This is a genomic window from Microbacterium sp. PRC9 (genome assembly GCF_031844125.1).
Lineage (GTDB): Bacteria > Actinomycetota > Actinomycetes > Actinomycetales > Microbacteriaceae > Microbacterium.
The window spans coordinates 258434-282350 of record NZ_JAUZUR010000007.1 but is presented as its reverse complement, the minus strand read 5'-3'; the positions used below and the strand labels follow the sequence as shown (position 1 = coordinate 282350).

Here is a 23917-nt window from a genome sequence, read left to right as displayed (position 1 = left end):
CGGTCGTGCGCCCGTTCCGCTACCGCGCGTCCGGTCCTTCGGAGGCGGTGTCCGCCTTCGCCTCGACGTGCAGGAGGGTCGCGGGGTTCGTGGGGTCCTCGACGAACCTGCCGCGACCGCCCTTACGGCCGCCACTGGCCGTGCGGCGTGCGAGCCAACGCGCGAACCACGACAGCAGCAGGTTGATCGTCAGGTAGATCGCGAGCGTGACGACGAACAGCGAGAACAGGTAGCGGTTGCCGTAGAAGCTGCCCAGGTTGTTGATGTTGTTCCGGATGATCTCGTTGTAGCCGACGATGTAGCCGAGTGATGTGTCCTTCAGCAGCACGACCAGCTGCGCGACGATGATCGGCAGCATCTGCCGGAACGCCTGCGGGAACTCCACGAGCATCTTCGACTGGAACTCGCGCATGCCCACGCTGAGGGCCGCCTCGCGCTGGCCCTTCGGCAGCGCGGCAAGGCCGGCGCGCAGGATCTCGCCGATCAGCGTGCCGTTGTAGAGGATGAGCGCGATGACGACGGCCCAGAAGGCTCCCGTGGAAGCGACGAGGAGGATGAACAGCATCATCAACAGCACCGGCATGCCGCGGAAGAATTCGATGACCCACGCCGTCGGGATGCGCACCCACGGGATGAGCGAGCTGCGCAGCAGCGAGAGCAGGATGCCGAGCGCGATCGCGCCCACTGCGGCCACCGCAGCCGCCTGCAGCGTCGCCACGATGCCCTCGGCGATGAAGCCCCACACCGCGGGATCGGTGAAGATGTTCCACCGCGACCCGTCGAACATGCCGGGGAGGTTGATGCCGCCGGATGTGCGCGGGGCGGCGAGGGTCATGATGACCCACACCGCCGCGCCGAGGATCAGCAGCCCCGCGACGATCGAGAAGATGAGCGACAGCCGTCGCGCCCGAGGGCCCGGGGCATCGAACAGAACGCTCGCGCCGGTCATCGCCGCACCACCCAACGCTTCTCGAGCTGCCCGGCCAGGAAGCCGAGCGGCACCGTGATCACGAGATAGAGGGCGGCCGCGGTCAGCAGGATCTGGATCACGATGTTCCCGTTGTCGTTGGCGAGCTGACGCGTCGTCGCGAACAGCTCGACCACGAAGAATCCGCCGGCCACCGACGTGTTCTTGGTGAGGGCGATGAACACGTTGATGAGCGGCGGGATGGTCATGCGGAAGGCCTGCGGGAGGACGACGAGCGAGACCGTCTGTCCGAACCCGAGACCGATGCTTCGGGCGGCCTCGGCCTGCCCGACGGGGACGCCGTTGATCCCCGATCGCAGCGCCTCTGCCACGAAGGGCGATGTGTAGTACGTCAGCGCGATGAACGCGAGGATGAGGTACGGCAGCCGGACGCCGAGCATGGGCATCACGAACGCCGTGAAGATGAAGACCAGCGTCAGCGGGGTGTTCCGCGCGATCTCGGTCCAGAACGCGGCGAAGACGCGCAGCGCCCCGACCGGAGAGATGCGCATCGCCGCGATGAGCGTGCCCAGCACGAGCGCGCTCACGCCCGACACCGCGAGCAGGATGAGCGTCACGCGGAAGCCTTCGAGGAAGGTCGGCATCAGCGACCAGAGCTGCTCCATGCGCCTCTTTTCGGGAACGGGATCCGGGGATCGGATGCCTCGGGTCGACGCGTACGGCCGACCCGAGGCATCCGTCTTCGATCAGTAGCGGTCGGGTGTCGGCGGCTCGACGAACGGCAGCACCGTTCCGGCCGTCGCGTTCCACGCCTCTTCGTAGCGACCGTCCTCGTACGCCTTCTCCAGCACGTCGTTGATCCACATGCGGAAGTCGGTGTCTTCGAGGGCGAGGCCGATACCGTAGGGCTCCTCGGTGAACGGCTCGCCGACGACCTTGAACTCGCCCTCGTTCTGGGCCGCGAGGCCCGCGAGGATCACGTTGTCGGTCGACACTGCGACGACGGCGCCGCTGCGCAGCGGCTCGAGGCAGTTCGAGTACGTGTCGGTGAGAACCGGCTCGGCGCCGATTTCGGCGAGCTTCGCCGCCGGAGTCGAACCCGTCACCGAGCAGACCGGCTGGCCGACGAGGTCGTCCTCGCTCTTGATGTCGTCGTTGTCAGCGAGCACCAGGATCGATTGACCCGCCATGTAATACGGTCCGGCGAAGGAGACGACCTCCTTGCGCTTGTCGTTGATCGTGTACGTGGCCACGACGATGTCGACCTCACCGTTCTGGATGAACGGCTCGCGGTTGGCCGACACGGCCTCCTTCCACTCGATGTCCTCCTCGGCGATGCCGAGCTCGGACGCGATGATCTTGCCGATCTCGACGTCGAAGCCCTCCGGCCCATTGGGACCGTTGAGTCCGAACAGCGGCTGGTCGAACTTCGTGCCGATCGTGATCGTGCCCGCCTCTGCGAGCTCGGCCATCGTCGTCCCGGCCTCGAACGTGGGCGCGGGCTCAGGGGCTGTCGTCTCCTCGCCGGCCGGCGTGCCGCCGGAGGCGCACGCCGACAGCGCCAGCGCGCCGGCGGCCGCCAGCGCGATGAGCGGAAGTCGCATTCGCTTCATGTCTTCGTCCTTTGCTGTGAACGGACCGCTCGTGACGGTCCTCTCGGATCCCGACCCGCGTGGGGAGGCGGACGGGAGTGTGTCTCAGTGCTCGAGGATCTTGGACAGGAAGTCCTTCGCCCTCTCGCTCTGCGGATTCGTGAAGAACTCGTCGGGCGTCGCCTCCTCGACGATCGCGCCGTCGGCCATGAAGAGCACACGATCGGCCGCCTTGCGCGCGAAGCCCATCTCGTGGGTGACGACGATCATCGTCATGCCATCGGATGCGAGGCCGATCATGACGTCGAGGACCTCGTTGATCATCTCGGGGTCGAGCGCGCTGGTCGGCTCGTCCATGAGGATGAGCTTCGGGTTCATCGCCAGTGATCGGGCGATCGCGACGCGCTGCTGCTGCCCGCCCGACAGCTGGTTCGGCATCTTCTTCGCCTGATTGGCCACGCCGACGCGGTCGAGCAGCTGCATCGCTTTCTGGTCGGCTTCCTTCTTCTTCAGCCCCCGCACGCGGATCGGCCCGAGGGTGACGTTCTCGAGCACCGTCTTGTGGGCGAACAGATTGAAGGACTGGAACACCATGCCGACATCGGCGCGCAGATGGGCGAGCGCCTTGCCCTCTTCCGGGAGGGGCACCCCGTCGATCGTGATCCTGCCGGAGTCGATCGTCTCGAGCCGGTTGATCGCGCGGCACAGCGTGGACTTGCCGGATCCGGATGGGCCGATGACCACGACGACCTCGCCGCGGTTCACCACGGTGTTGATGTCCTTCAGGACGTGGAGATCGCCGAAGTGCTTGTCGACGTGGTCGACGACGACGAGCGGCTCACCGCGACGGACGTTGATGTTCGAAGTCCGGGGCGCCGGCGCCGGGGCATCAGGTGTCGCCATTCCCTCACACTAGGGGCGAGTCACGACACTCGGCCAGAGGCTCGATCGAGCCTTTACCGTTCCGTAACAGGGTCGGAACCGTAACGGCTCAGCGTGCCGCGCGCTGCGCGAAGGCGGTCTCGTACAGGCAGACGCTGGCCGCGGTGGCCAGGTTCAGCGACTCGGCCGCGCCGTAGATGGGCAGGCGGAGTGACAAGTCGGCGAGCGCCAGGGCATCCTCCTCGAGGCCGCGGGCCTCGTTTCCGAACAGCCACGCCGTAGGCCCCGCGAGCACGTCCCGGGACTCGAGGAAGTCCCCTCCGCCGACGTCCGCCGCGATCACGCGCACACCCGCCGCGTGCGCCTTCTCGACCGCCGTCGAGAGATCGACGCCGACCGCGACCGGAACGTGGAAGAGCGAGCCGGTGGTGGCGCGCACGACCTTCGGGTTGTAGGGGTCCACGGTGCGGCCGGTGAGGATGACGGCGTCCGCGCCGGCGGCGTCGGCCGCACGGATGATCGTGCCAAGGTTGCCCGGGTCGCGCACCTCCTCGCAGATCGCGACGAGGCGCGGCGAAGCGGCGAAGATCTCGCGCACCGACGTCGGCGACTGGCGGGCGACAGCCACGATCCCCTGCGGGGTCACCGTGTCGGCCATCGCGTCCAGCACGGCCTCGGTCGTGTAGACGACCTCGAGTCCGGCGTCCTTCGCGGCGTCGCGCACGTCGGTGTGCTTCTCGAGCGCGGTGGGCGTGGCGAAGATCTCGACGAGGGTGTCGGGCCGGTACGCCAGCGCCTCGCGGGCGGCTTGCGGACCCTCCAGCAGGAAGAGGCCGGTCTCCTGGCGGGCGCTCCGCTTCGTCAGCTTCGCGACGGCGCGGACACGCGGAGAGCGAGGGTTCTCGAGCACGGGATCAGTCTAGAGTCGCGGCTGGGCCCACGCGCCCCGAGACTCCGGACGGCGCGCCAGCGGCGCCTGGAGAGGGCGTGGGGACCCGTCTGCGCACGAGTTTCTCGCCGCCTGCCGCCGCGTGAGCATGCGAAAGGGGCGCCCTCCGTGAGGAGGACGCCCCTTTCGAGACAACGGATGCCGAGGTCAGGCGCTCTTGGGAGCGTTGACGTTCTCGGGCAGCGCCTTCTTGGCGGTCTGGACGAGCGACGCGAACGTCTTGGGCTCGTTCACCGCGAGCTCGGCGAGCATACGGCGGTCGACCTGCACACCCGCGAGGCCGAGGCCCTGGATGAAGCGGTTGTACGTGATGCCGTTCTGACGGGCAGCCGCGTTGATGCGCTGGATCCACAGGCGGCGGAAGTCGCCTTTGCGCTTGCGACGGTCGCGGTATGCGTAGACGAGCGAGTGGGTGACCTGCTCCTTCGCCTTGCGGTACAGACGCGAACGCTGGCCACGGTAACCCGAGGCGCGCTCGAGGATGACGCGACGCTTCTTGTGGGCGTTGACGGCCCGCTTGACTCTAGCCATTTCTTGATGTTCCTAACTTGCGTCGGCGCGCGTCAGCGGCCGAGGAGCTTCTTCGCGACCTTGGCGTCGCCCGGGGCGAGGACCTGCTCCTGCGACAGGCGGCGGGTACGGCGGCTGGACTTGCCCTCGAAGTTGTGGCGGAGGTTCGCCTGCTGCTTCATGAGCTTCCCGCTGCCAGTGACCTTGAAGCGCTTCTTGGCGCCCGAGTGGGTCTTCTGCTTCGGCATCTCTTCTTCCTTCGTTTCACTTCCCGCCCAGGCGGGAGTCGGTATCCCGCGGTGCGGGAGTCTGTGGGGCCTTACTCGGCCGGAGCTGCCTCAGGAGCGGCGGTCGGGGCGTCGGCCTCAGGGGCCTCTGCCGGGGCGCCGGCCTGCGTCGCGCCACCGGTGCGGGCAGAGCGGGCAGCTTCCTTGTTCGCGGCGCGCTGAGCGTTCTGCTCGGTCTTCACCTCGGACTTGTTCTTGTGCGGTGCGACCACCATCACCATGTTGCGGCCGTCGATCGTGGGGTTCGATTCGACCGTGCCGAACTCGGCGACGTCCTCCGCGAACTTGCGGAGCAGGCGCACACCCTGCTCGGGACGCGACTGCTCGCGACCGCGGAACAGGATCATCGCCTTGACCTTGTCGCCGGACTGGAGGAAGCCCTCGGCGCGCTTGAGCTTGGTGATGTAGTCGTGGGCCTCGATCTTCAGGCGGAACCGGACCTCCTTGAGGACGGTGTTCGCCTGATTGCGACGCGCTTCCTTGGCCTTCTGCGCAGCCTCGTACTTGAACTTGCCGTAGTCCATGATCTTGACCACGGGCGGCTTCGAGTTCGGGGCCACCTCGACGAGATCGAGGTCGGCCTCCTGGGCCAGGCGCAGCGCCACCTCGATGCGGACGACGCCGACCTGCTCACCCGCGGGTCCGACGAGGCGGACCTCGGGGACGCGGATGCGGTCGTTGGTGCGGGGATCGCTGATGCGGAACTCCTTGGGTATATGGGCTGGACCACCGCGACACACAGTCGTATCGCGGGCGGAGGAAGATCCACTCCACCCGTCAGACGCTTCGAGCGCCGACTTCCTGCACCCTCTCCGGTGATGGAGTTCCCGTCCGGTCGCCCCGACGGCTACCCCGGCCGCAGAACGGTCGGGGCGGAGTGCATGACCCGGTAGCCTGGAACGGCAAGCGCGGGTGGGATGTGATCCACTTTCCGATCCGGTACAGAACGCACCGGAGACCGCAGCAGTCTATCAGAGAGAACGGCGTGGACACGATTCGAGACCAGGACGGCGATCAGACCAGCGCGACGGCAGTGGATGCTGAGCGCCAGGCGCGCTGGGAGGAGCAGGAGCGGGCGGCCGCCTCGGCCTCGCGCGACATCGCGGACGTGCCCGCCGTCGAGGTCATCACGACGGCCGCGGTTCACCTGATGAGCGCCGCCGCGGTCAAGGTCGGGCTGGCCGACGACCCCGAGACGCAGACCGACCTCGACGAGGCCCGCAAGCTCATCAACGCGCTGGCGGGGCTCATCACCGCCGGCGCGCCCGAGATCAGCGACATGCACGCGCGGTCGCTGCGCGACGGGCTGCGCTCGGTGCAGCTGGCCTTCCGCGAGGCCTCGGTCATCCCCGACCCGATCGGCAAGGGCCCCGGCGAGAAGTGGACGGGCCCCGTCACCTGACCGGCGAGCCCCTGACCTGATCGCCCGACCGCCGCGCTGACTACGCGATGCCGAGCGCGGCCGCTGCGCGCGCCACGGCATCGATCGTGCGGCGGACGGCCTCGGCGTCCGTGCCGTGGTTGCTGACCGCGAAGCGCACGACGGTGCGGCCCCGCCACATCGACGACGACGCCCACACGGTCCCCTCGGCGCGCAGCCACTCCCCCAGCGCAGCGGTCGTCGCATCGTCGCTCGCGGCGAGGCTCACCTGCGTGAACACGACATCGTTGAGGACCTCGAGGCCGGGGATCTCGTCGAACCCGGCGGCGAGCGCTGCCGCGGCATCCGCCAGTCCGTCGACCAGGCCGACCACGCCGCGCCTGCCGAGCGACCGGAGGGCGGCCCAGACGGGGATGCCCCTCGCGCGGCGCGAGAACTCGGGGACGCGGTCGTACGGATCCGAGACGCTGGTCGTCGCGGGCAGGTACGCGGCGTGCGCCCCCAGCGCCGCGGTCATCGCGGCCTCGTCACGCACGATCGCGACGCCGCAGTCGTACGGCACGTTGAGCGTCTTGTGCGCGTCGGTCGCCCACGAGTCGGCGTCGGCGAGGCCGCCGACGAGGTGCTGGAAGCGCGGGCTCGCAGCCGCCCACAGACCGAAGGCGCCGTCGATGTGCACCCACGCCCCGGCGCGGTGGGCGACCTCGACCGCGGCTGCGAAGTCGTCGAACGCGCCCGAGTGCACGTCTCCCGCCTGCAGGGCGACGATGGCGGGCCCCGTCCCCTCGGCGAGCGAGCGCTCGAGACCGTCGACGTCGATGCGCCCCTGATCGTCGGCGCCCACGGTGTCCGGAGCGCCGAGGCCCGCGAGCCGACCGGCCAGCACCATCGACACGTGGACCGCGCCGCCGGCGAAGAAGCGGATCGCGGGCGCGTGCTGGATCCCCGCGGACGGATCCGCGCCGGCGCCACGCAGCACGGCGTCGCGCGCCGCCACGAGGCACGCGAAGTTCGCCATGGTCCCACCCGTCACGAAGCCCACCCCGCTCCTCGCCGGCAACCCGAGCAGCTCGAGAAGCCACGAGGCGGCGACCTCCTCGACCGCGGCCGCCGCCGGCGTGAGCTGCCGGGCACCGGCATTCTGATCCCACGCCGAGACGAGCCAATCGGCGGCGACTGCCGCCGGGTACGCTCCGCCGATCACCAGGCCGTAGAAGCGCGGTGAACCGAGAGCGATGAGGCCGGGGCCCACGGCCTCGGCGAGTTCGTCGACGACCGCCGTCGGCGACGTCCCCTCCGCGGGGAGGGTGCGGTCGAGCCGCGCGAGCACCCCGTCTGCGTCGGTCTCCGACCGCACCGGACGATCGGTCAGAGTGTCCAACCAGCTCAGCGCGTGCCGATGGGCCGCGTCGAGCGCCTCACGGTACTGCCGCCCGGTCACGCCGTCGTCCATGCGGGGCCCCCTTCGCCGAGCCGATCATCCGCCCCCATCCGCCCCGCCGCAAGAGCCGCGCAGCAGCGCCACGCCGAGCGCACGCTCGCAGACGGAGAGCACGCCTCACGCGCGCCGGACACGCGCGCTCAGGCGCGGACGAGCTTGACCGTGAGGGAGTCGACCAGGACGGCGATGCGGTCGTCGGCGGCCCAGCGCTTGGCGAGGCGCGCGAGCACCGCGTCGAGCTCGGCCTTCTCGAGCCCGTCCATGAGGTGCAGGCGCACCACGAGCTCGGGGCCGCGCAGCCGCGCGTCGGGGTCGCCGGCCTCGACGGCGAGGTCGATGACCGACAGCTCACCGCCGATGCTCTCGTGGAGTCCCGCCACCACTTCGGGCGACAGGAAGCTCGGCTCCCACGGGAGGCCCTGCCCGATCGCCCACACGGCGGGGCGCCGGATGACGAACTCGGTCTCGGACGCCGGGTCCACCACGATGAGGTCGGTGTCGTCGGCCGCAGCAGACAGAGCGGTGCGGACGCCGTCGGCCGGAACCGGCCGGGCCGCGGCATCCCATCGCCCCATGGCATCGACCGACGTGAACACGGGCAGCACGCGACGGCCGTCGGGAGCGGCCACCGTGACGATGGAGAGCTCCTGCGTCTTGTCGACCTCGAGACCGTGCGCCCCGATGCCGTGGTCGCCCTTCTCGGCGACGAGCGGGATCAGCAGGCGCGCCGTCCGGTAGGCGTCGACGACCTCGCGCTGCCCGCCCGTTCCCGCGCGGAACGCCGTGAGCGCGGCGAGCAGCGCCGGATCGGCGGAGCCGTCGTCGGAGGAGTGCGGGTTCGCCTGGAAGCTGCGACCCTCCCAGGGCACGCCGGCGGAGTCGCCGCCGTGCGCGTGGCCGTGGTGGCGGTGGGGGTCAGTGTCCGGCGACATCCAGCGCCTCGGCGAGCGTGAAGGCTCCGGCGTACAGCGCCTTGCCCACGATCGCGCCTTCGACGCCGAGCGGGACGAGGTCGCGCAGCGCCGCGATGTCGTCGAGGCTCGACACGCCGCCCGAGGCGACGATCGGCTTCGGGGTGCGCGTGGTCAGCTCGCGCAGGAGGTCGAGGTTCGGACCCTGGAGGGTGCCGTCCTTCGTGACGTCGGTGACGACGTAACGGCTGCAGCCCGCAGCCTCGAGGCGGTCGAGCACGGTCCAGAGGTCGCCGCCTTCGCGCGTCCAGCCGCGTGCGGCGAGGGTCGTGCCGCGCACGTCCAGGCCCACGGCGATCGCATCGCCGTAGCGGCCGATGACATCGGCGGCCCACTCGGGGTTCTCGAGCGCCGCGGTGCCGAGGTTGATGCGCGAGGCGCCGCTCTCGAGGGCCGCCTCGAGCGTGCGGTCGTCGCGGATGCCGCCCGAGAGCTCGACCTGCACGCCGCGGACCTGCTTGATGACCTTGCGGAGCACGCCGGCGTTGCTGCCACGGCCGAAGGCGGCGTCGAGGTCGACGAGGTGGATCCACTCGGCACCCTGACGCGCGAAGTCGAGGGCTGCGTCGACGGGGTCGCCGTAGCTGGTCTCGGTGCCGGCCTCGCCCTGTGTCAGGCGGACGGCCTTGCCGTCGGCGACATCGACAGCGGGCAGGAGGACGAGCTTGGGTGTGGACGCGAAATCGTTCATGGATCCTGACTCAGACGTGGGGAAGCTGTGGGGCGGATCACGGAAGCACGCGCTCCCGCAGACGGCACGGTCTCAGAGGGTAGCCCCGCCGAGGCCGTCGATCCAATTCGTGAGAAGGCGGATGCCGGCATCCCCGGACTTCTCGGGGTGGAACTGCGTGGCCGACAGCGGCCCGTTCTCGACCGCCGCGAGGAACGGCGTGCCGTACTCGCACCAGGTGAGGACGGGCTCGGGGAACGGGGGCTGGACGTCGAGCAGCCACTTCTGCGCGCCGAACGAGTGGACGAAGTAGAACCGCTCGTGCTCGATGCCCCGGAACAGGCGCGAGCCCTCACCCGGCTCGACGGTGTTCCAGCCCATGTGCGGCAGCACCGGGGCGTCGAGCTCGGTCACGACGCCCGGCCACTCCCCCATGCCCTCGGTGTCGACGCCGCGCTCGACGCCGCGCTCGAAGAAGATCTGCATCCCGACGCACACGCCGAGCACCGGCCGGCCGCCGGCGAGGCGGCGCTCGATGAGCTCGTCGCCGCGGCTCGCGCGCAGCGCCTCGGCCACCGCGCGGAACGCGCCCACGCCGGGCACGAAGAGCCCGTCGGCGTCCATGATCAGTCCGCGATCGGAGGTCAGGCGCGCGTCGGCGCCCGCCGCGACCAGTGCCTTGACGGCGGAGTGCACGTTGCCCGACCCGTAGTCGAGGACGGCGACGAGCGGCTTCTCCCGCTCGGCGGGAGCGCTTGCGGTCACAGGGCGCCCTTCGTGCTCGGGATGCCCTCGACGAGCGGGTCCAGCGCCTTCGCCTGGCGGAAGGCGCGGGCGAACGCCTTGTACTCCGCCTCGGCGATGTGGTGCGGGTCGCGCCCCGACAGCACGCGCACGTGCACGGTCAGCGCCGCGTTGAACGCGATGGCTTCGAAGGTGTGGCGCACGAGCGATCCGGTGAAGTGGCCGCCGATGAGGTGGTGCTCGAAGCCTGCGGGCTCGCCGGTGTGCACCAGGTAGGGGCGGCCGCTGATGTCGACCACGGCCTGCGCGAGCGCCTCGTCGAGCGGCACGAGCGCGTCGCCGTAGCGCGAGATGCCCGACTTGTCGCCGAGGGCCTCGCGGATCGCCTGGCCGAGCACGATCGAGATGTCCTCCACGGTGTGGTGGGCGTCGATGTCGGTGTCGCCCGACGCCCGTACCGTGAGGTCGGTGAGCGAGTGCTTCGCGAACGCGGTCAGGAGATGGTCGAAGAACGGCACCGTGGTGTCGATGCGGCTGCGGCCGGTGCCGTCGAGATCGAGCTCCAGCTCGACGGTCGACTCGCTCGTCGCCCGGCGCAGCGAGGCGGTACGTGGTGCGGCGCTCATGCCGCCGATCCTACCGAGGCGAGGGCGTCGAGGAATGCGGTGGTCTCATCCGCAGTGCCCGCGGTGGCTCGCAGGTGGGAAGGGATGCCGACGTCACGGATGAGCACCCCCTCGTCGTACAGGGCCTGCCAGGTGGCCGCCGGATCGGCCACGCCGCCGAACAGCACGAAGTTCGTCCACGACTCGTGGGGCGTGTAGCCCAGCGCTTCGACCGTGGCCGAGATGCGGTCGCGCTGGGCGACGATCTCGTCGACCATGCCCAGCATGACCGGAGCATGACGCAGCGCGGCGGACGCCGCCGCCTGGGTGAGCGCACTGAGGTGATACGGCAGGCGCACGAGGCGCAGTGCATCGATGAGCGCGGGATCGGCCGCCAGGTAGCCCACACGCGCTCCGGCGAACGCGAACGCCTTGCTCATCGTGCGCGAGACGACGAGGCGCTCCCGCCCGGGCAGCAGCGTCAGCGCCGAGCGCTCGTCGTGCGGGGCGAACTCGAAGTACGCCTCGTCGACGATGACGATTCCGTCAGTCGCCTCGTACACGGCCTCCACGACGTCCAGGCCGAGAGGGGTACCGGTCGGGTTGTTCGGCGAGCACAGGAAGATCACGTCGGGCGCGGCGTCCGCGATCTGGGATGCCGCGTCTTCGGCGTCGATCGTGAAGTCGGCCGATCGGGTGCCTGAGATCCACTCCGCGCCCGTGCCGCGCGTGAGCAGCGGGTACATCGAGTACGTGGGCGCGAACCCGAAGGCGGTGCGCCCCGGACCCGCGAAAGCCTGAAGGATGTGCTGCAGCACCTCGTTCGAGCCGTTGGCGGCCCAGATCTGGTCACGGGTGAGACCGTGACCGAGATAGTCGGCGAAGCCTTCCCGCAGTGCGGTGAACTCCCGGTCGGGATAGCGGTTGACGTCGCGCAGTGCGAGTGCGATCGAGTCCAGGATGTCGTCGGCGACCTCGCCCGGAACCGGATGCGTGTTCTCGTTGACGTTCAGGGCGACCGGAAGGGGCGCCTGCGGGGCGCCGTAGGGCTTCTGCCCCCGGAGATCGGCGCGTAGGGGGAGATCTTCGAGACGTGCACTCACCCATCCCATGGTAGGCCCGCCCATCGGGGCGCTCTCGCCGCGTGACGCCGCGCGACGCGCCGTGCGATCAGCGATCGTACGCTGCGGGGATCGCGAGGCGCTGGCCCGCCTGGACGAGGACGGTGTCGAGGGCGTTCAGCCGCACGAGCTCGTCGACCACGTCGCGCGGGTCGAGGTCGGGGGCGACCTCCTCCGCGATCGTCCACAGCGATTCGCCGAGCGCGACGGTCACGGTGGTGAACGAACCGGCAGGAGCGCCCGCGTCGCGCGAGGCGAGCGCCGCGCCGCCGCCGAGCACCGCGACGCTCAGGGCGATCACGGCCGGAAGAGCGGCGAGGACGGCGAGCACGCGGCGACCGCGCACTGTCAACCGCAGACGCGTGGATCGCTGGGCCACGGCGCGCGTGGCGCGCTGGGCTGCGGCGCCGGCGGCGCGGGCCGGCGACGGGACGGACGTCGTGAAGTCGATCGCGGTCATGCTCATCTCCTCCTGATGGGGAGAGATTCGCATTCTCCACTCGGCGGGGAGCGGGGAATGCGAACCTCTCTTCCGAAGCTATCTTCGAGTCTGTAGGATGTCAATACCGGATTCCGACGTCGATCTCTCGAACGCGACACGCGGCGAGGTTGCCACCTCAACGCATGCGATCCGGATACGGTTTCGATACGAGAACCCCACCACGGGCCTCCGACATTCGAAGAAACAGCGCTCGGCGGCCGAGCGCAGGACGGAGCCGGAAGATGAGCGACGCGGCCGGGCGAGAGAAGCCCCAGACCCGCCGGCGCAAGAGCCTGAGCGACAAGCAGCTCGCGATCCTCGAAGTGATCCAGCGCTCGATCGCCCGTCACGGCTACCCGCCCAGCATGCGCGAGATCGGCGATGCCGTCGGGCTCAAGTCGCTGTCGAGCGTGACGCACCAGCTCAACCAGCTCGAGCTCAGCGGCTACCTGCGGCGCGACGCCGGGAAGACCCGCGCCATGGAGGTCCTCATCGACCTGCCCGGCACCGCCACCGAGAGCCCCGCGGACGCCGCGCCATCGGTCGGCGACGCGGCACTGGTTCCGCTGGTCGGCCGCATCGCCGCGGGCGTCCCCATCACGGCCGAGCAGCAGGTGGAGGAGATCTTCCCGCTCCCGCGCCAGCTCGTCGGCAAGGGCGACCTGTTCATGCTCAAGGTGTCCGGCGAGTCGATGATCGACGCCGCCATCTGCGACGGCGACTGGGTCGTGGTGCGATCGCAGGCCACCGCCGACAACGGTGACATCGTCGCCGCGATGCTCGACGGCGAGGCGACCGTGAAGACGTTCCGTCAGCGCGACGGCCACACCTGGCTCCTCCCCCGCAACTCCGCGTTCGAGCCGATCCTGGGCGACGACGCCACGGTGCTGGGCAAGGTCGTCGCGGTGCTGCGCGCGGTCTGAATCCCCTGTTCGAGCGCGGCCACGCCGATCTCGTCGACATTTCGTTCACGCACAGTTCGACACCAACTGGTGCGCCGGGTGGCGGTGGATCACGGCCAAGCGCTATAAGGGGGGAATGACCGACGTCACCGCCGCGGACGACACCACCGCGCTTCGCGCCCGCCTCGACGCCCTCGAGGCCGAGAACGCCCGACTGCGCGCCGGATCGCCGCCGCCGGCACCTCCTTCCGAGAAGGCGCACGGCAACCGCTGGCGGGCGTTCCTGTCTGCTTTGTGCATCGTCATCGCGACGATCTTGGTGCCCGTCTCGATCGTCGCGGCATGGGCGCGGGTCGAACTGGTCGACGAGACCCGGTTCGTGGAGACCTTCGCCCCGCTCGCCGAGGATCCGCAGGTGCAGGCGCTCGTGGCCGACCAGGTCACCACGGCGATCGAGGACTCGCTCGACCTCGAGGGCCTGACGAACGACCTGTTCGACGGCATCCAGCAGCTCGATCTGCCGCCGCGGGCTCTCGCCGCGCTCGATCTGCTGCGGGCACCGGCCACCCAAGGTCTGCAGAACCTCGTCGACACGACCGTGACGCGTCTGGTGCAGTCCGACGCGTTCGCCGATGTGTGGGAGACGGCGCTGCGGGCCAGCCACAAGTCGCTGGCGGCCGTCGCCGCCGGGGGCACCTCCGGCGGCGCCGTGGTGATCAGCGACACCGGCGAAGTGGGCATCCAGCTCGGCCCGATCATCGAGGAGGTCAAGAAGCGCCTCGTAGATCGCGGCATCGGGTTCGCCGAGTCCATCCCGGTCATCGACAAGACCATCGTCGTCGCGCAGAGCGACGCCCTCACGGTCGTCGGCACCGTCTACAACCTCGCCGTCGCCGCAGGCTGGTGGACCCCGATCATCGCGCTCGTTCTCTTCCTGGCCGGAATCCTGATCGCGCGGCGGCGCTCCACCGCCGTCCTCGGCACCGGGGTCGGGATCGCCGTCGGCGCGGGGATCCTCGCGATCGCGCTCGGCATCGGCGGCTCGGTGCTGGCGCTCAGCGCCCCGAACCTGGGGGTGCCGGCAGGTGCCCTCGCGTCGATGTACGAGCAGATCACCGCCGCGATGCGCGACACGGCCATCGTCCTCACGCTGCTGGGCGTCGTGATCGCCGTGATCGCATGGATGTCCGGTCGCTGGCGCGGTGCCACGGCGGCTCGCAACGGCGTCGCCTCGGTGAATGCAGGGCTGCGGGGGGCCGCGCTGAAGCGCGGCATCGACACCGGCCGCTTCGGAACGTGGCTCTACGCGCAGCGGATCCTCGTGCGCATCGTGCTGGGAGCCCTGGCGATCCTCTGGCTCATGCTCCTCCGGCCGCTCAGCGTGGGCGAGGTGTTCCTCGTGCTGATCGTGTGGCTCATCGTGTGGTGGGTCTTCGAGCTGCTGCAGCGTCGCGCGGACGAGGCCGCAGCCGCCGCCGCGGACCTCGAGGTCGACGTCGCCGAAGCCGATGCCGATGACGAAGAGGCGGGCGACGCGGCGACCGCCGTCCTGGAGCCGCTGAACGACACCGAGGTCATCCCGGACGCGACGGATGCCGCGACCGATGTGGCCGCGGCATCCGGGTCGAAGAAGAAGGGCTCCTAGGCCGGCACGCTCGCCCGCACCGCCTCGGTCGCCTCGACGAGGTTCTTCAGCGATGCGACCGTCTCGTCGTACCCACGGGTCTTCAGCCCGCAGTCGGGGTTGACCCAGACGCGGCGCAGCGGGAGTTCCGCGACCGCACGGTCCAGGAGGTCGGTGATCTCGTCGACCGACGGCACGCGCGGCGAGTGGATGTCGTAGACACCCGGACCGATGCCGGCGGCGAAGCCCGACGCCCGGATGTCGCCGATCACCTCACCTCGGCTGCGGGCGGCCTCGATCGAGGTCACATCGGCGTCGAGCGCCGCGATCGCGTCGATGACCACGTCGAACTCCGAGTAGCAGAGGTGGGTGTGCACCTGCGTCGCCGGCGCGGCACCCGCGGTCGCGAGGCGGAACGAGCCGACCGACCACTCGAGGTAGGCGGGCTGGTCCGCCGCCTTGAGGGGAAGGAGCTCGCGCAGCGCCGGCTCGTCGACCTGGATGACGCGGATGCCCGCACCCTCGAGGTCTGCGATCTCATCGCGCAGCGCCAGCGCCACCTGGTTCGCCGTCTCGCCGAGCGGCTGGTCGTCGCGCACGAACGACCACGCCAGGATCGTCACCGGCCCCGTCAGCATTCCCTTCATGGGCTTGTCGGTGAGCGACTGCGCGAACGCCGACCACGCGACCGTGATGGCCGTCGGCCGTGACACGTCGCCCCACAGGATCGACGGACGCGTCGCACGCGAGCCGTACGACTGCACCCAGCCATTCTCGGTCACCGCGAAGCCGTCGAGGTTCTCGGCGAAGTACTGCACCATGTCGTTGCGCTCGGCCTCGCCGTGCACGAGGACGTCGAGGCCGATGTCCTCCTGGAGCGTCACGACGCGCGCGATCTCGTCGCGCAGGAACCGCTGGTACTCGTCGGCGGTGAGCTCGCCCCGGCCGTGACGAGCCCGCGCCCGGCGGATGTCGCCGGTCTGCGGGAACGATCCGATCGTGGTGGTGGGCAGCACGGGGAGAGCGAGCTCGGCGTCCTGCGCTGCGACGCGGGCGTCGTAGTCGCCGCGCTCGAAGTCGCCGGCGTCCAGCACCGCGGCCCGCTCGCGCACCGCGCCGTCGCGCACGCCGGGGGCGCTCCGACGGTCCGCGAGGGCGGCGGATGCCTCGGCCAGCGGCGCGGCGATGGCGTCTCGCCCCTCGACCAGGCCGGTGGCGAGCGTCACCACCTGCGCGACCTTCTGGTCGGCGAAGGCGAGCCACGACGCGAGCCGCTCATCGAGCGCGGACTCGTCGGAGACGTCGTGGGGCACGTGCTGCAGCGAGGTCGAGGTGCCCGCGCTGATCTCCGACGCGCCCACCGCGCTCAGCGCCTGCAGGCGCTCCCATGCGGCGTCGAGGTCGCCGCGCCACACGTTCCGTCCGTCGACGACGCCGCCCACGAGCGTCTTTCGGTCCAGGCCCGGCACGGCGTCCGGCACGGCGCCGCGGGTGAGGTCGATGGCGATGGCCTCGATCGGAGCCTCCGCGAGGGCCGCCCAGGCCTCCCGCGACAGCTGCGCGTAGCCCGCCGCGACGAGGATCGCCGGCCGGTCGCCGCGAACGCCCAGTGCGGCATAGGCGCGGGCCGCGGCATCCGCCAGCACGGCCGCGTCCGCAGGCAGGCTCTCGCTCACCAGGGCGGGCTCGTCCAGCTGCACCCACTCGGCGCCCGCGGCGCGAAGGGCGGACAGCAGCTCGGCGTACACCGGCAGCAGATCGTCGAGACGGCTGAGCGGGTCGAAGCCCTGGGGGGAGGCAACCGACGCCTTCGCGAGGGCGAGGAGGGTCACCGGGCCCACGATCACCGGTCGGACGGTGAAGCCGTCGGCCTTGGCCTCGGCCACCTGGCGCGCGAACCGGTCGCTCGAGAGGGAGAAGACCGTCTCGGGGCCGATCTCGGGCACGAGGTAGTGGTAGTTCGTGTCGAACCACTTGGTCATCTCGAGGGGAGCATCGTCACCCGCCCCGCGCGCGGCGGTGAAGTACGCGTCGAGACCGATCGCACCGTCGGCATCGCGCAGCGCGGCGAACCGCTCGGGCAGCGCCCCGACGGTCACGGCCGCGTCGTGCACCTGGTCGTAGAACGAGAAGGACTCGGGAATCGACGAGTCGTCGCGGCCGAGACCGAGCGCGGCGAGCCGCTCACGCGTCGCGCGGCGCAGGCCGGCCGCCGTCTGCTCCAGGGGCTGTGCGTCGGCGGTGCCGGCCCAGTACCCCTCGACCGCGCGCTTGAGCTCGCGGCGGCGCCCGATCCGGGGATAGCCCAGGATCGTGCCGTGGGGGAAGGTGCTGCGAGGTTCGGTCATCGTGCTCTCTCTTTCGCTTCGTTCATCTCGGATCGGGGGGTCTTCAGGGGTCGCCGAAGAGACCCGTCGGTCATCCGACGGATCGCGGCGTCCGGGTCAGCGGACGGCGTCGGGCATTCGCATGGAGGGGGCGAGCACTCCGGCTTCGCTCAGCACGTCCAGGACCGTCTCGTGGTTGTTGAACGCGTACAGGTGGACGCCGGGGGCGCCCCCGTCCACGACCTCGCGGGCGAGTCGCGCGGCGTGCGCGACTCCCACCTCGCGCTGCCCCTCGACGGTGGGCTCGACGTCGAGCGCGACGGCGAGGTCCACCGGCAGCTGCTCCCCTGTCAGATCGAGAACCCGGCGCAGCCGAGTGGGCGAGGTGATCGGCATGATGCCGGGGAGGATCGGAATCGTGACGCCGGCTTCGCGCGATCGCTGCACGAACGCCAGGTAGTCGTCGGCGTGGAAGAACAGCTGCGTGATCGCGAGCGTCGCACCGGCCGCCTGCTTCGCGAGCAGCGCGTCGATGTCTTCGAAGGGATGCCTCGACCGCGGGTGACCGTTCGGGAACGCCGCCACGGCGATGTCGACGCGGGGGCGCTCCGCGACCCGCACCGCACCCGGCACGCCGGGGATCGGCGCTTCGCTGTAGGGCTCACGCTCCGCCTGCACGCAGTCGATGAGCTGCACGAGCTGGGCCGCGCTGTCGAGATCGCCGAGGAAGACGTCGTCCTCCGAGACGCCCGCCGGCGGATCCCCTCGCAGTGCGAGGAAGCTCGTGATCCCGGCATCCAGGAACTCCCGGATCAGCGCGTTCGCGGCGGCATAGCTGTTCCCGACGCACGTGAGGTGGGCGAGGGGCTCGACGTGGGTCTCGCGCAGGATGTGGGTCAGCAGCTCGAGGGAGCGACCGCCGGTGGAGCCGCCCGCTCCGTAGGTCACCGAGATGAACCGCGGGTCGACCGATGCCAGGTGGCGGATCGTCTCGTGGAGCGCGGCGACGCCCGCGTCGGAGCGCGGCGGGTACACCTCGAAGGAGATCGGCACGGGAGGAGTGCTCAGGTCGATCGACATGGCCTGCTTCTCAGGGATCGGCGGACAGGGCTGAGCCGTACGGGAAGGCCCGATCGGCCGCGGCACCTCCACCCGCCGGGACGGCGGAAGGGGTGTCATTCGCGGGCGGGTGCCGGGCTCGGCTGTCGCTCCTGCCCGGGCCCCGAGGTTCGGGGCGTCCGTGAGGACGACCGGGCGACGATTCGTCCACGGTAGCGGAGCGCGCCGCCGTCGTGTCGCCTGTGACGTTCTGTTTCGATCGCGATTCCCGCGGGCTTCGTCGTACCGTGGTGTGCGTGACGACACCGGACGTGCGCCCCTACGGCAGCTGGCCCTCCCCCATCTCCGCCGCGGAGGTCTCCGCGGCCTCTCCGCGTCTGGAGGGTGCGCGCTTCGTCGGTGCTGACGAGCCGGACGTGTGGTGGGGCGAGTCCGTGCCCGAGGAGGGCGGCCGCTCCGCAGTGCGCCGGCGGGCAGCATCCGGAGACGTCATCGATGTGCTCCCCACGCCGTGGAGCGCCAGGTCGCGCGTGCACGAGTACGGCGGCGGCTCGTGGACGGCCGACGACCACGGCGTGCTGTACTTCGTCGAGAAGACCGACCAGCGCGTCTGGCGGCTCGAGCCGGGTGGTGAGCCGCGCCCGCTCACGCCCGAGGCCGGCGACGTCCGCTTCGGCGGCCTGACGCTGCAGCACGGCCGCCTGCTCGCCGTGCGCGAGGACCACACCCGCGGCACCGCGGTTCCGGCTCGCGACATCGTGGACGTCCCCCGGGACGGCAGCGGAGCCACGGATGCTGCGCGCCTGAGCTCGCTCGCGAGCGGCAGCGACTTCGTCGCCCACCCCGCACTGTCGCCCGACGGCTCGCGTCTCGCCTGGATCGCGTGGAACCACCCCCACATGGCCTGGGATCGTGCAGAGCTGCGCATCGCGCGCCTCGAGGGCGGCGACGGCCCGGAATGGACCACAGTCGCGGGCGGCGGCTCCTCGCCGCTGCAGCCCGAGTGGGTCGACGACGACGACCTCGTCTACGCCGACGACCCGACGGGCCGCTGGAACCTGTGGCGGCTGCGGCTCACGGCCGACCTGCACCATGAGCCGATCGCGGCTGTCGACGCCGACACCGGCGGTCCGCTGTGGGTGCTCGGCACGCGGTGGTTCGCGTTGCTCGCCGACGGGCGCATCGCCGCTGTCGAGACGAACGGCGCGGAGGAGCTCGTCGTGCTCGACGCCGCCGGCGGCCGCCGCGCACTGCCCGTCGACGCCGTGACGCGCCTGTCGATCGAGGACGCCCGCGGCACCCGCGTGCTCCTCTCGGGCGCGGGCTCCGGCGGCGCAGGGCTCTGGGAGGTCGGCGTCGAGGATCCCGCGGCGACACGGCTCATCGTCGGCGGTGCCTCGCCGTGGGGAGCCGAGTGGATGCCGCGCTCCCGCCCGGTCACCGTGCCCGGACCCCATGGCCCCGTCCACGCTTTCGACTACGCGCCGGCGAACCCGGGTGTCGTCGGGCCAGACGGCGAGCGGCCGCCGTACGTGGTGTTCGTGCACGGCGGTCCGACCGATCACGTGGGCGGCGCAGCATCCGGGAAAATCGCGTACTTGACCAGCCGTGGAATCGGCGTGCTCGACGTCAACTACGGCGGCTCCAGCGGCTACGGCCGCGCCTATCGCGAACGCCTGCTCGGGCAGTGGGGCGTGGTGGACGTCGACGACGTCGTGGCCGCGGCCCGCGGGCTCGCAGAGGCGGGCATCGCCGACGGGGCCAGGCTCGCGATCGCGGGCGGCTCGGCGGGCGGCTGGACGGTGCTGTGCGCACTGACGAACTCCGACGCGTTCGGCGCGGGCATCAGCCGCTACGGCGTGGCCGACCTCCGCAAGCTCGCCGATGACACGCACGACTTCGAAGCCCGCTATCTCGACGGCATGGTGGGGCCGCTGCCCGAGGCCGAGGCGCTGTACGTCCAGCGGTCGCCGCTGTCGCGCCTCGAGCGACTGCGCACACCGCTGCTGATCGAGCAGGGCCTCGACGATCGCGTCGTGCCGCCGTCGCAGTCCGAGGCCGTGCGCGACGCCCTCGCGGCGAACGGCGTCGCCCACGCCTACCTCGCGTTCGAGGGCGAAGGCCACGGCTTCCGCAGCGCGACGACGCTTGTGCGCACCATGGAGGCCGAGCTCGCGTTCCTCGGCCAGGTGTTCGGATTCGAGACGCCGGGAGTGCCGCCGCTCGAGCTCTCCTAGCGGCTCGAGCGGCGGCTCGCGGTCTCAGACCGTGAAGGGGGCGAGGCGTGCGGCGAGGTGCTCGCCCACACGGGCGTGCACGGCGGTGCCGCCCTCCTCGTGCTCCTGCGCGAGGATCATCCCCTGCTCGTGGATCGCCGAGACGAGGTCGCCGCGGTCGTAGGGCACGAGCGCCCGCACCTCGACCGCCGGCAGCGGCAGCGTCTCTTCGATGAGGGCCCGCAGCTCGTCGATCCCCTCGCCTGTGCGGGAGGAGGCGAACACCGCCTTGGGCTCGAGCCCGCGCAGCAGCAGGCGCGCGTCGTCGTCGATCAGATCGGCCTTGTTGAAGACGATGATCTCGGGGATGTCGCGCGCGCCGACGTCGCCGATCACATCGCGCACCGTCGCCAGCTGGGCAGCCGGGTCGGGGTGCGAGCCGTCGACGACGTGCACGATGACATCAGCGTCGCCGACCTCTTCCAGCGTGGACCGGAACGCCTCCACCAGCTGGTGCGGCAGGTTGCGCACGAAACCGACGGTGTCGGTGAGCGTGTAGATCCGGCCGTCGTTCGTCTCGGTGCGCCGTACGGTGGCGTCCAGCGTCGCGAACAGGGCGTTCTCGACGAGCACGCCCGCGCTCGTGAGGCGGTTCAGCAGCGACGACTTGCCGGCGTTGGTGTACCCGGCGATCGCGACCGACGGGATCGTGTTGCGCTTGCGCTCGGCCCGCTTGGCGTCGCGCGCCGGGGCGAAGTCGCGGATCTGCTTGCGCAGCTGCGCCATGCGCGTGCGGATGCGGCGACGATCGAGTTCGATCTTCGTCTCACCGGGACCGCGCGAGCCCATGCCCGCACCGCCCGCGCCCACCTGGCCACCGGCCTGACGGCTCATCGAGTCGCCCCAACCGCGCAGGCGCGGGAGGAGGTACTCGAGCTGCGCCAGCTCGACCTGGGCCTTGCCCTCACGGCTCTTCGCGTGCTGGCTGAAGATGTCGAGGATCACCGTCGTACGGTCGATCACCTTGACCTTGACGGCGTCCTCGAGGGCGCGCCGCTGGCTGGGGGCGAGCTCGGTGTCGGCGATCACGGTGTCGGCGCCGACCGCGGCGACGATGTCGCGCAGCTCCTCCGCCTTGCCGCGACCCACGTACGTCGCGGGGTCCGGGTGGGGACGCCGCTGCAGCACGCCGTCGAGCACGACGGCGCCGGCCGTCTCGGCCAGCGCCGAGAGCTCGCGCAGCGAGTTCTCGGCATCCTCCGTCTCGCCCTGCGCGTGCACGCCGACCAGCACGACGTTCTCGAGTCGCAGCTGCCGGTATTCGACCTCGGTGACGTCTTCGAGCTCGGTGGAGAGCCCGGGGACGCGCCGGAGCGCGGCGCGCTCCTCGCGGTCCCACTGCTCGCCGTCGCTGTCGGCGCGCCCGATCGTTGCCTCGTCCTGGAGCGCCTGAGCGGCCCCGAAGACGTGCACCCCCGAGCGCGCTTCGGCGCGCGCCAGCACGCGATCCACCGGGTCCACCGGCGTCTCGTCGGTGCTCTGGGGTGTCGTGGTATCCGTCATGTGTTCCTTCGGTTGTTGCGGTGGATGCCGTTTTCCGCCGCTCATCGGCCGGTTCGCGGCATCCGTGAATTCTAGCTTCCCGTTGTGCGGAGCACCTCCGCTAGGCTCGTCAGCCATGGGGAGTGACCACTATTTCAGTGCGACGCCCGCCAGCCCCGAGAACCTGCGCCGCATCCGGGTCACACTCGCCGGTCGCGATCTCGAGGTCACGACTGCCGGGGGCGTCTTCAGCCCCGATCACGTGGACTCGGGAACCGCGGTGCTGCTGTCGAACACTCCCCCGCCTCCGGCGAGCGGGAACTTCCTCGACCTCGGGTGCGGGTGGGGACCGATCGCCCTCAGCCTTGCGCTCGATGCGCCGCACGCGACGGTGTGGGCCGTCGACGTGAACGAGCGTGCGCTCGACCTGGTGCGTCGCAACGCGGCGGCACTCGGGCTCGACAACGTCAACGCGTCGCTGCCCGATGATGTTCCCGACGACATCATGTTCCGCACGATCCGGTCGAATCCGCCCATCCGCGTGGGCAAGAACGAGCTGCACGGTCTGCTCGAGCGCTGGCTCCCCCGGCTCGACGAGCGGGCGGACGCGTGGCTCGTGGTGCAGCGCAACCTCGGCTCGGATTCGCTGCAGCGCTGGCTCGCCGCGACGCTCGACCGGCGCTTCACCGTGCACCGCGCGGCGACGGCCCGGGGCTTCCGCGTGCTCAAGGTGCGCCGCCACGGCTCACCGCCGAGCGAGCCGATCGACCTGCCCGAGCTGCCCGAGGGCTGAGCTGCGCTACGCGAGCGTGACCTCGCCGGTGTAGACGAGCGTCGCGGGGCCCGACAGGAGCACGTGACGCGCACCGTCGACCTCCGGTACCCGCACGCCCAGCGTGCCGCCGGGGACCTCGACGACCCAGTGATCGGGTGCCGCGGGACCGGCCCAGTGCCGCACCGCCAGCGCCGCGGCCGCGACACCCGTGCCGCAGCTCAGCGTCTCGCCCACCCCGCGCTCGAACACGCGCATGCGGATCGAGCCGACGCCCTCGTGCACGAGCGGGTCGCTCGGGACGACGAACTCGACGTTCGCGCCGTGCGGAGGTTCGGGCTGCAGCAGCGGCTGCGCGGCAAGGTCGAGTCCCTCCAGCTCCGCGTCGTCGGGCAGCGCCACGACGACGTGCGGGTTTCCGACGTCGATCCCGACACCCGGACGAGGAGCGCCTCCGCCGCGCGTGCGCACAAGCACACCGGAGTCGTCGACGACGAACGGGCCGAGGTCGACCTCGTACCCGCGGTCGCTGCGGGTGACGGTCTTGATGCCCGCGCGCGTGCCGACCTTGAGCGGGTCGCCGTCGACGTCGGCCCAGCCGACGTCGACGAGGTAGCGCACGAAGACCCGCACGCCGTTGCCGCACATCTCCGCCTTCGAACCGTCGGCGTTGCGGTAGTCCATGAACCACTCGGCTCCGGAATCCGCCGCCTCGGCGCCCTCGTCGATGGCGCTCGCGCGCACCACGCGCAGGATGCCGTCGCCGCCGATCCCGAAGCGCCGGTCGCACAGCACCGCGACCTGGTCGTCGGTGAGGTCGAGCACGCCGTCGGGGTCAGGGACGATCACGAAGTCGTTGCCGGTGCCGTGGCCCTTGGTGAACGCGATCGTCTGCGGCATCGCACCAGTCTAC

At 70.9% G+C, this 23917-nt stretch carries 24 protein-coding genes; 5 read left to right on the top strand and 19 right to left on the bottom strand.

All coding sequences use genetic code 11. The features are described 5' to 3' along the window. Positions 1-19: 19 nt before the first annotated feature. The 8 genes from Q9R33_RS17195 to infC all read right to left on the bottom strand — a co-directional run bounded on the left by Q9R33_RS17195 (position 20) and on the right by infC (position 5888). Positions 20-949, bottom strand: coding sequence for an ABC transporter permease subunit (locus tag Q9R33_RS17195; RefSeq protein ID WP_056370035.1), 930 nt, complete (start codon positions 947-949; stop codon positions 20-22). Next, a complete protein-coding gene (locus tag Q9R33_RS17190; protein ID WP_056370037.1) occupies positions 946-1593 on the bottom strand; it encodes an amino acid ABC transporter permease in 648 nt (215 codons plus the stop codon). The genes Q9R33_RS17195 and Q9R33_RS17190 overlap by 4 nt, the downstream gene beginning before the upstream one ends. A gap of 81 nt (positions 1594-1674) precedes the next feature. Next, a complete protein-coding gene (locus Q9R33_RS17185; RefSeq protein ID WP_056370039.1) occupies positions 1675-2541 on the bottom strand; it encodes a glutamate ABC transporter substrate-binding protein in 867 nt (288 codons plus the stop codon). Between the two features lie 84 nt (positions 2542-2625). Then, positions 2626-3423 (bottom strand): amino acid ABC transporter ATP-binding protein, encoded by a 798-nt coding sequence (locus Q9R33_RS17180; protein WP_310248107.1) that lies wholly within the window; start codon positions 3421-3423, stop codon positions 2626-2628. Between the two features lie 88 nt (positions 3424-3511). Further along, positions 3512-4312, bottom strand: coding sequence for an RNA methyltransferase (locus Q9R33_RS17175; protein WP_311294500.1), 801 nt, complete (start codon positions 4310-4312; stop codon positions 3512-3514). Positions 4313-4498: 186 nt separating this feature from the next. Next, positions 4499-4882 (bottom strand): 50S ribosomal protein L20, encoded by a 384-nt coding sequence (gene rplT, locus Q9R33_RS17170; protein WP_045297244.1) that lies wholly within the window; start codon positions 4880-4882, stop codon positions 4499-4501. A gap of 32 nt (positions 4883-4914) precedes the next feature. Then, positions 4915-5109 (bottom strand): 50S ribosomal protein L35, encoded by a 195-nt coding sequence (gene rpmI / locus Q9R33_RS17165; RefSeq protein WP_018172232.1) that lies wholly within the window; start codon positions 5107-5109, stop codon positions 4915-4917. Positions 5110-5180: 71 nt separating this feature from the next. Continuing rightward, complete coding sequence (infC, locus tag Q9R33_RS17160; RefSeq protein ID WP_082497073.1) at positions 5181-5888, bottom strand: translation initiation factor IF-3; 708 nt, start codon at positions 5886-5888, stop codon at positions 5181-5183. 245 nt (positions 5889-6133) lie between these two features. On the opposite strand from infC, the gene Q9R33_RS17155 reads away from it, so the two are divergent. Beyond that, positions 6134-6550: a DUF1844 domain-containing protein gene (locus Q9R33_RS17155; protein ID WP_375872779.1), complete on the top strand. Its 417-nt coding sequence runs from the start codon at positions 6134-6136 to the stop codon at positions 6548-6550. A gap of 40 nt (positions 6551-6590) precedes the next feature. Here Q9R33_RS17155 and Q9R33_RS17150 read toward each other — a convergent pair whose 3' ends face one another. The 7 genes from Q9R33_RS17150 to Q9R33_RS17120 form a co-directional block, all read right to left on the bottom strand. Then, on the bottom strand, positions 6591-7982 hold the full coding sequence (locus tag Q9R33_RS17150; RefSeq protein WP_311294499.1) for an aminotransferase class V-fold PLP-dependent enzyme: 1392 nt from the start codon (positions 7980-7982) through the stop codon (positions 6591-6593). Positions 7983-8110: 128 nt separating this feature from the next. Continuing rightward, complete coding sequence (locus Q9R33_RS17145; RefSeq protein ID WP_311294498.1) at positions 8111-8902, bottom strand: SseB family protein; 792 nt, start codon at positions 8900-8902, stop codon at positions 8111-8113. Continuing rightward, on the bottom strand, positions 8886-9632 hold the full coding sequence (gene priA / locus Q9R33_RS17140) for a bifunctional 1-(5-phosphoribosyl)-5-((5-phosphoribosylamino)methylideneamino)imidazole-4-carboxamide isomerase/phosphoribosylanthranilate isomerase PriA (protein ID WP_056370052.1): 747 nt from the start codon (positions 9630-9632) through the stop codon (positions 8886-8888). The genes Q9R33_RS17145 and priA overlap by 17 nt, the downstream gene beginning before the upstream one ends. 72 nt (positions 9633-9704) lie before the next feature. Continuing rightward, a complete protein-coding gene (gene hisH / locus Q9R33_RS17135) occupies positions 9705-10376 on the bottom strand; it encodes an imidazole glycerol phosphate synthase subunit HisH (RefSeq protein ID WP_056370054.1) in 672 nt (223 codons plus the stop codon). Continuing rightward, positions 10373-10981, bottom strand: coding sequence for an imidazoleglycerol-phosphate dehydratase HisB (hisB, locus tag Q9R33_RS17130; RefSeq protein WP_056370056.1), 609 nt, complete (start codon positions 10979-10981; stop codon positions 10373-10375). Before hisB ends, hisH begins: the two co-directional genes overlap by 4 nt. Further along, positions 10978-12063, bottom strand: a complete 1086-nt coding sequence (locus Q9R33_RS17125) for a histidinol-phosphate transaminase (RefSeq protein WP_396654122.1) — start codon at positions 12061-12063, stop codon at positions 10978-10980. Before Q9R33_RS17125 ends, hisB begins: the two co-directional genes overlap by 4 nt. Before the next feature lie 67 nt (positions 12064-12130). Beyond that, positions 12131-12541 carry a LysM peptidoglycan-binding domain-containing protein gene (locus tag Q9R33_RS17120; protein WP_311294496.1) on the bottom strand — a complete coding sequence of 137 codons (411 nt, stop codon included), beginning with the start codon at positions 12539-12541 and terminating at the stop codon, positions 12131-12133. 263 nt (positions 12542-12804) lie between these two features. Between Q9R33_RS17120 and lexA the strand changes: the two genes are divergently transcribed. Together lexA and Q9R33_RS17110 are read left to right on the top strand one after the other, a co-directional pair. Next, positions 12805-13485, top strand: coding sequence for a transcriptional repressor LexA (gene lexA / locus Q9R33_RS17115; protein ID WP_045297256.1), 681 nt, complete (start codon positions 12805-12807; stop codon positions 13483-13485). A 115-nt stretch (positions 13486-13600) separates the two neighbouring features. Beyond that, positions 13601-15109: a hypothetical protein gene (locus Q9R33_RS17110; protein ID WP_311294495.1), complete on the top strand. Its 1509-nt coding sequence runs from the start codon at positions 13601-13603 to the stop codon at positions 15107-15109. Here Q9R33_RS17110 and metE read toward each other — a convergent pair. After that, on the bottom strand, positions 15106-17436 hold the full coding sequence (metE, locus tag Q9R33_RS17105; protein WP_311294494.1) for a 5-methyltetrahydropteroyltriglutamate--homocysteine S-methyltransferase: 2331 nt from the start codon (positions 17434-17436) through the stop codon (positions 15106-15108). The genes Q9R33_RS17110 and metE overlap by 4 nt on opposite strands. A 96-nt stretch (positions 17437-17532) precedes the next feature. Continuing rightward, positions 17533-18495 (bottom strand): methylenetetrahydrofolate reductase, encoded by a 963-nt coding sequence (locus Q9R33_RS17100; RefSeq protein WP_311294493.1) that lies wholly within the window; start codon positions 18493-18495, stop codon positions 17533-17535. 275 nt (positions 18496-18770) lie between these two features. On the opposite strand from Q9R33_RS17100, the gene Q9R33_RS17095 reads away from it, so the two are divergent. Next, positions 18771-20711: a prolyl oligopeptidase family serine peptidase gene (locus tag Q9R33_RS17095; protein ID WP_311294492.1), complete on the top strand. Its 1941-nt coding sequence runs from the start codon at positions 18771-18773 to the stop codon at positions 20709-20711. A 24-nt stretch (positions 20712-20735) separates the two neighbouring features. On the opposite strand, the gene hflX is transcribed toward Q9R33_RS17095, so the two are convergent. Beyond that, a complete protein-coding gene (gene hflX, locus Q9R33_RS17090) occupies positions 20736-22253 on the bottom strand; it encodes a GTPase HflX (RefSeq protein ID WP_311294491.1) in 1518 nt (505 codons plus the stop codon). Positions 22254-22368: 115 nt separating this feature from the next. On the opposite strand from hflX, the gene Q9R33_RS17085 reads away from it, so the two are divergent. Then, positions 22369-23025 carry a methyltransferase gene (locus Q9R33_RS17085; RefSeq protein WP_311294490.1) on the top strand — a complete coding sequence of 219 codons (657 nt, stop codon included), beginning with the start codon at positions 22369-22371 and terminating at the stop codon, positions 23023-23025. A gap of 6 nt (positions 23026-23031) precedes the next feature. Here the strand turns inward: Q9R33_RS17085 and dapF are convergent, their stop codons facing one another. Beyond that, complete coding sequence (dapF, locus tag Q9R33_RS17080; protein WP_056370067.1) at positions 23032-23904, bottom strand: diaminopimelate epimerase; 873 nt, start codon at positions 23902-23904, stop codon at positions 23032-23034. Positions 23905-23917 lie beyond the last annotated feature (13 nt).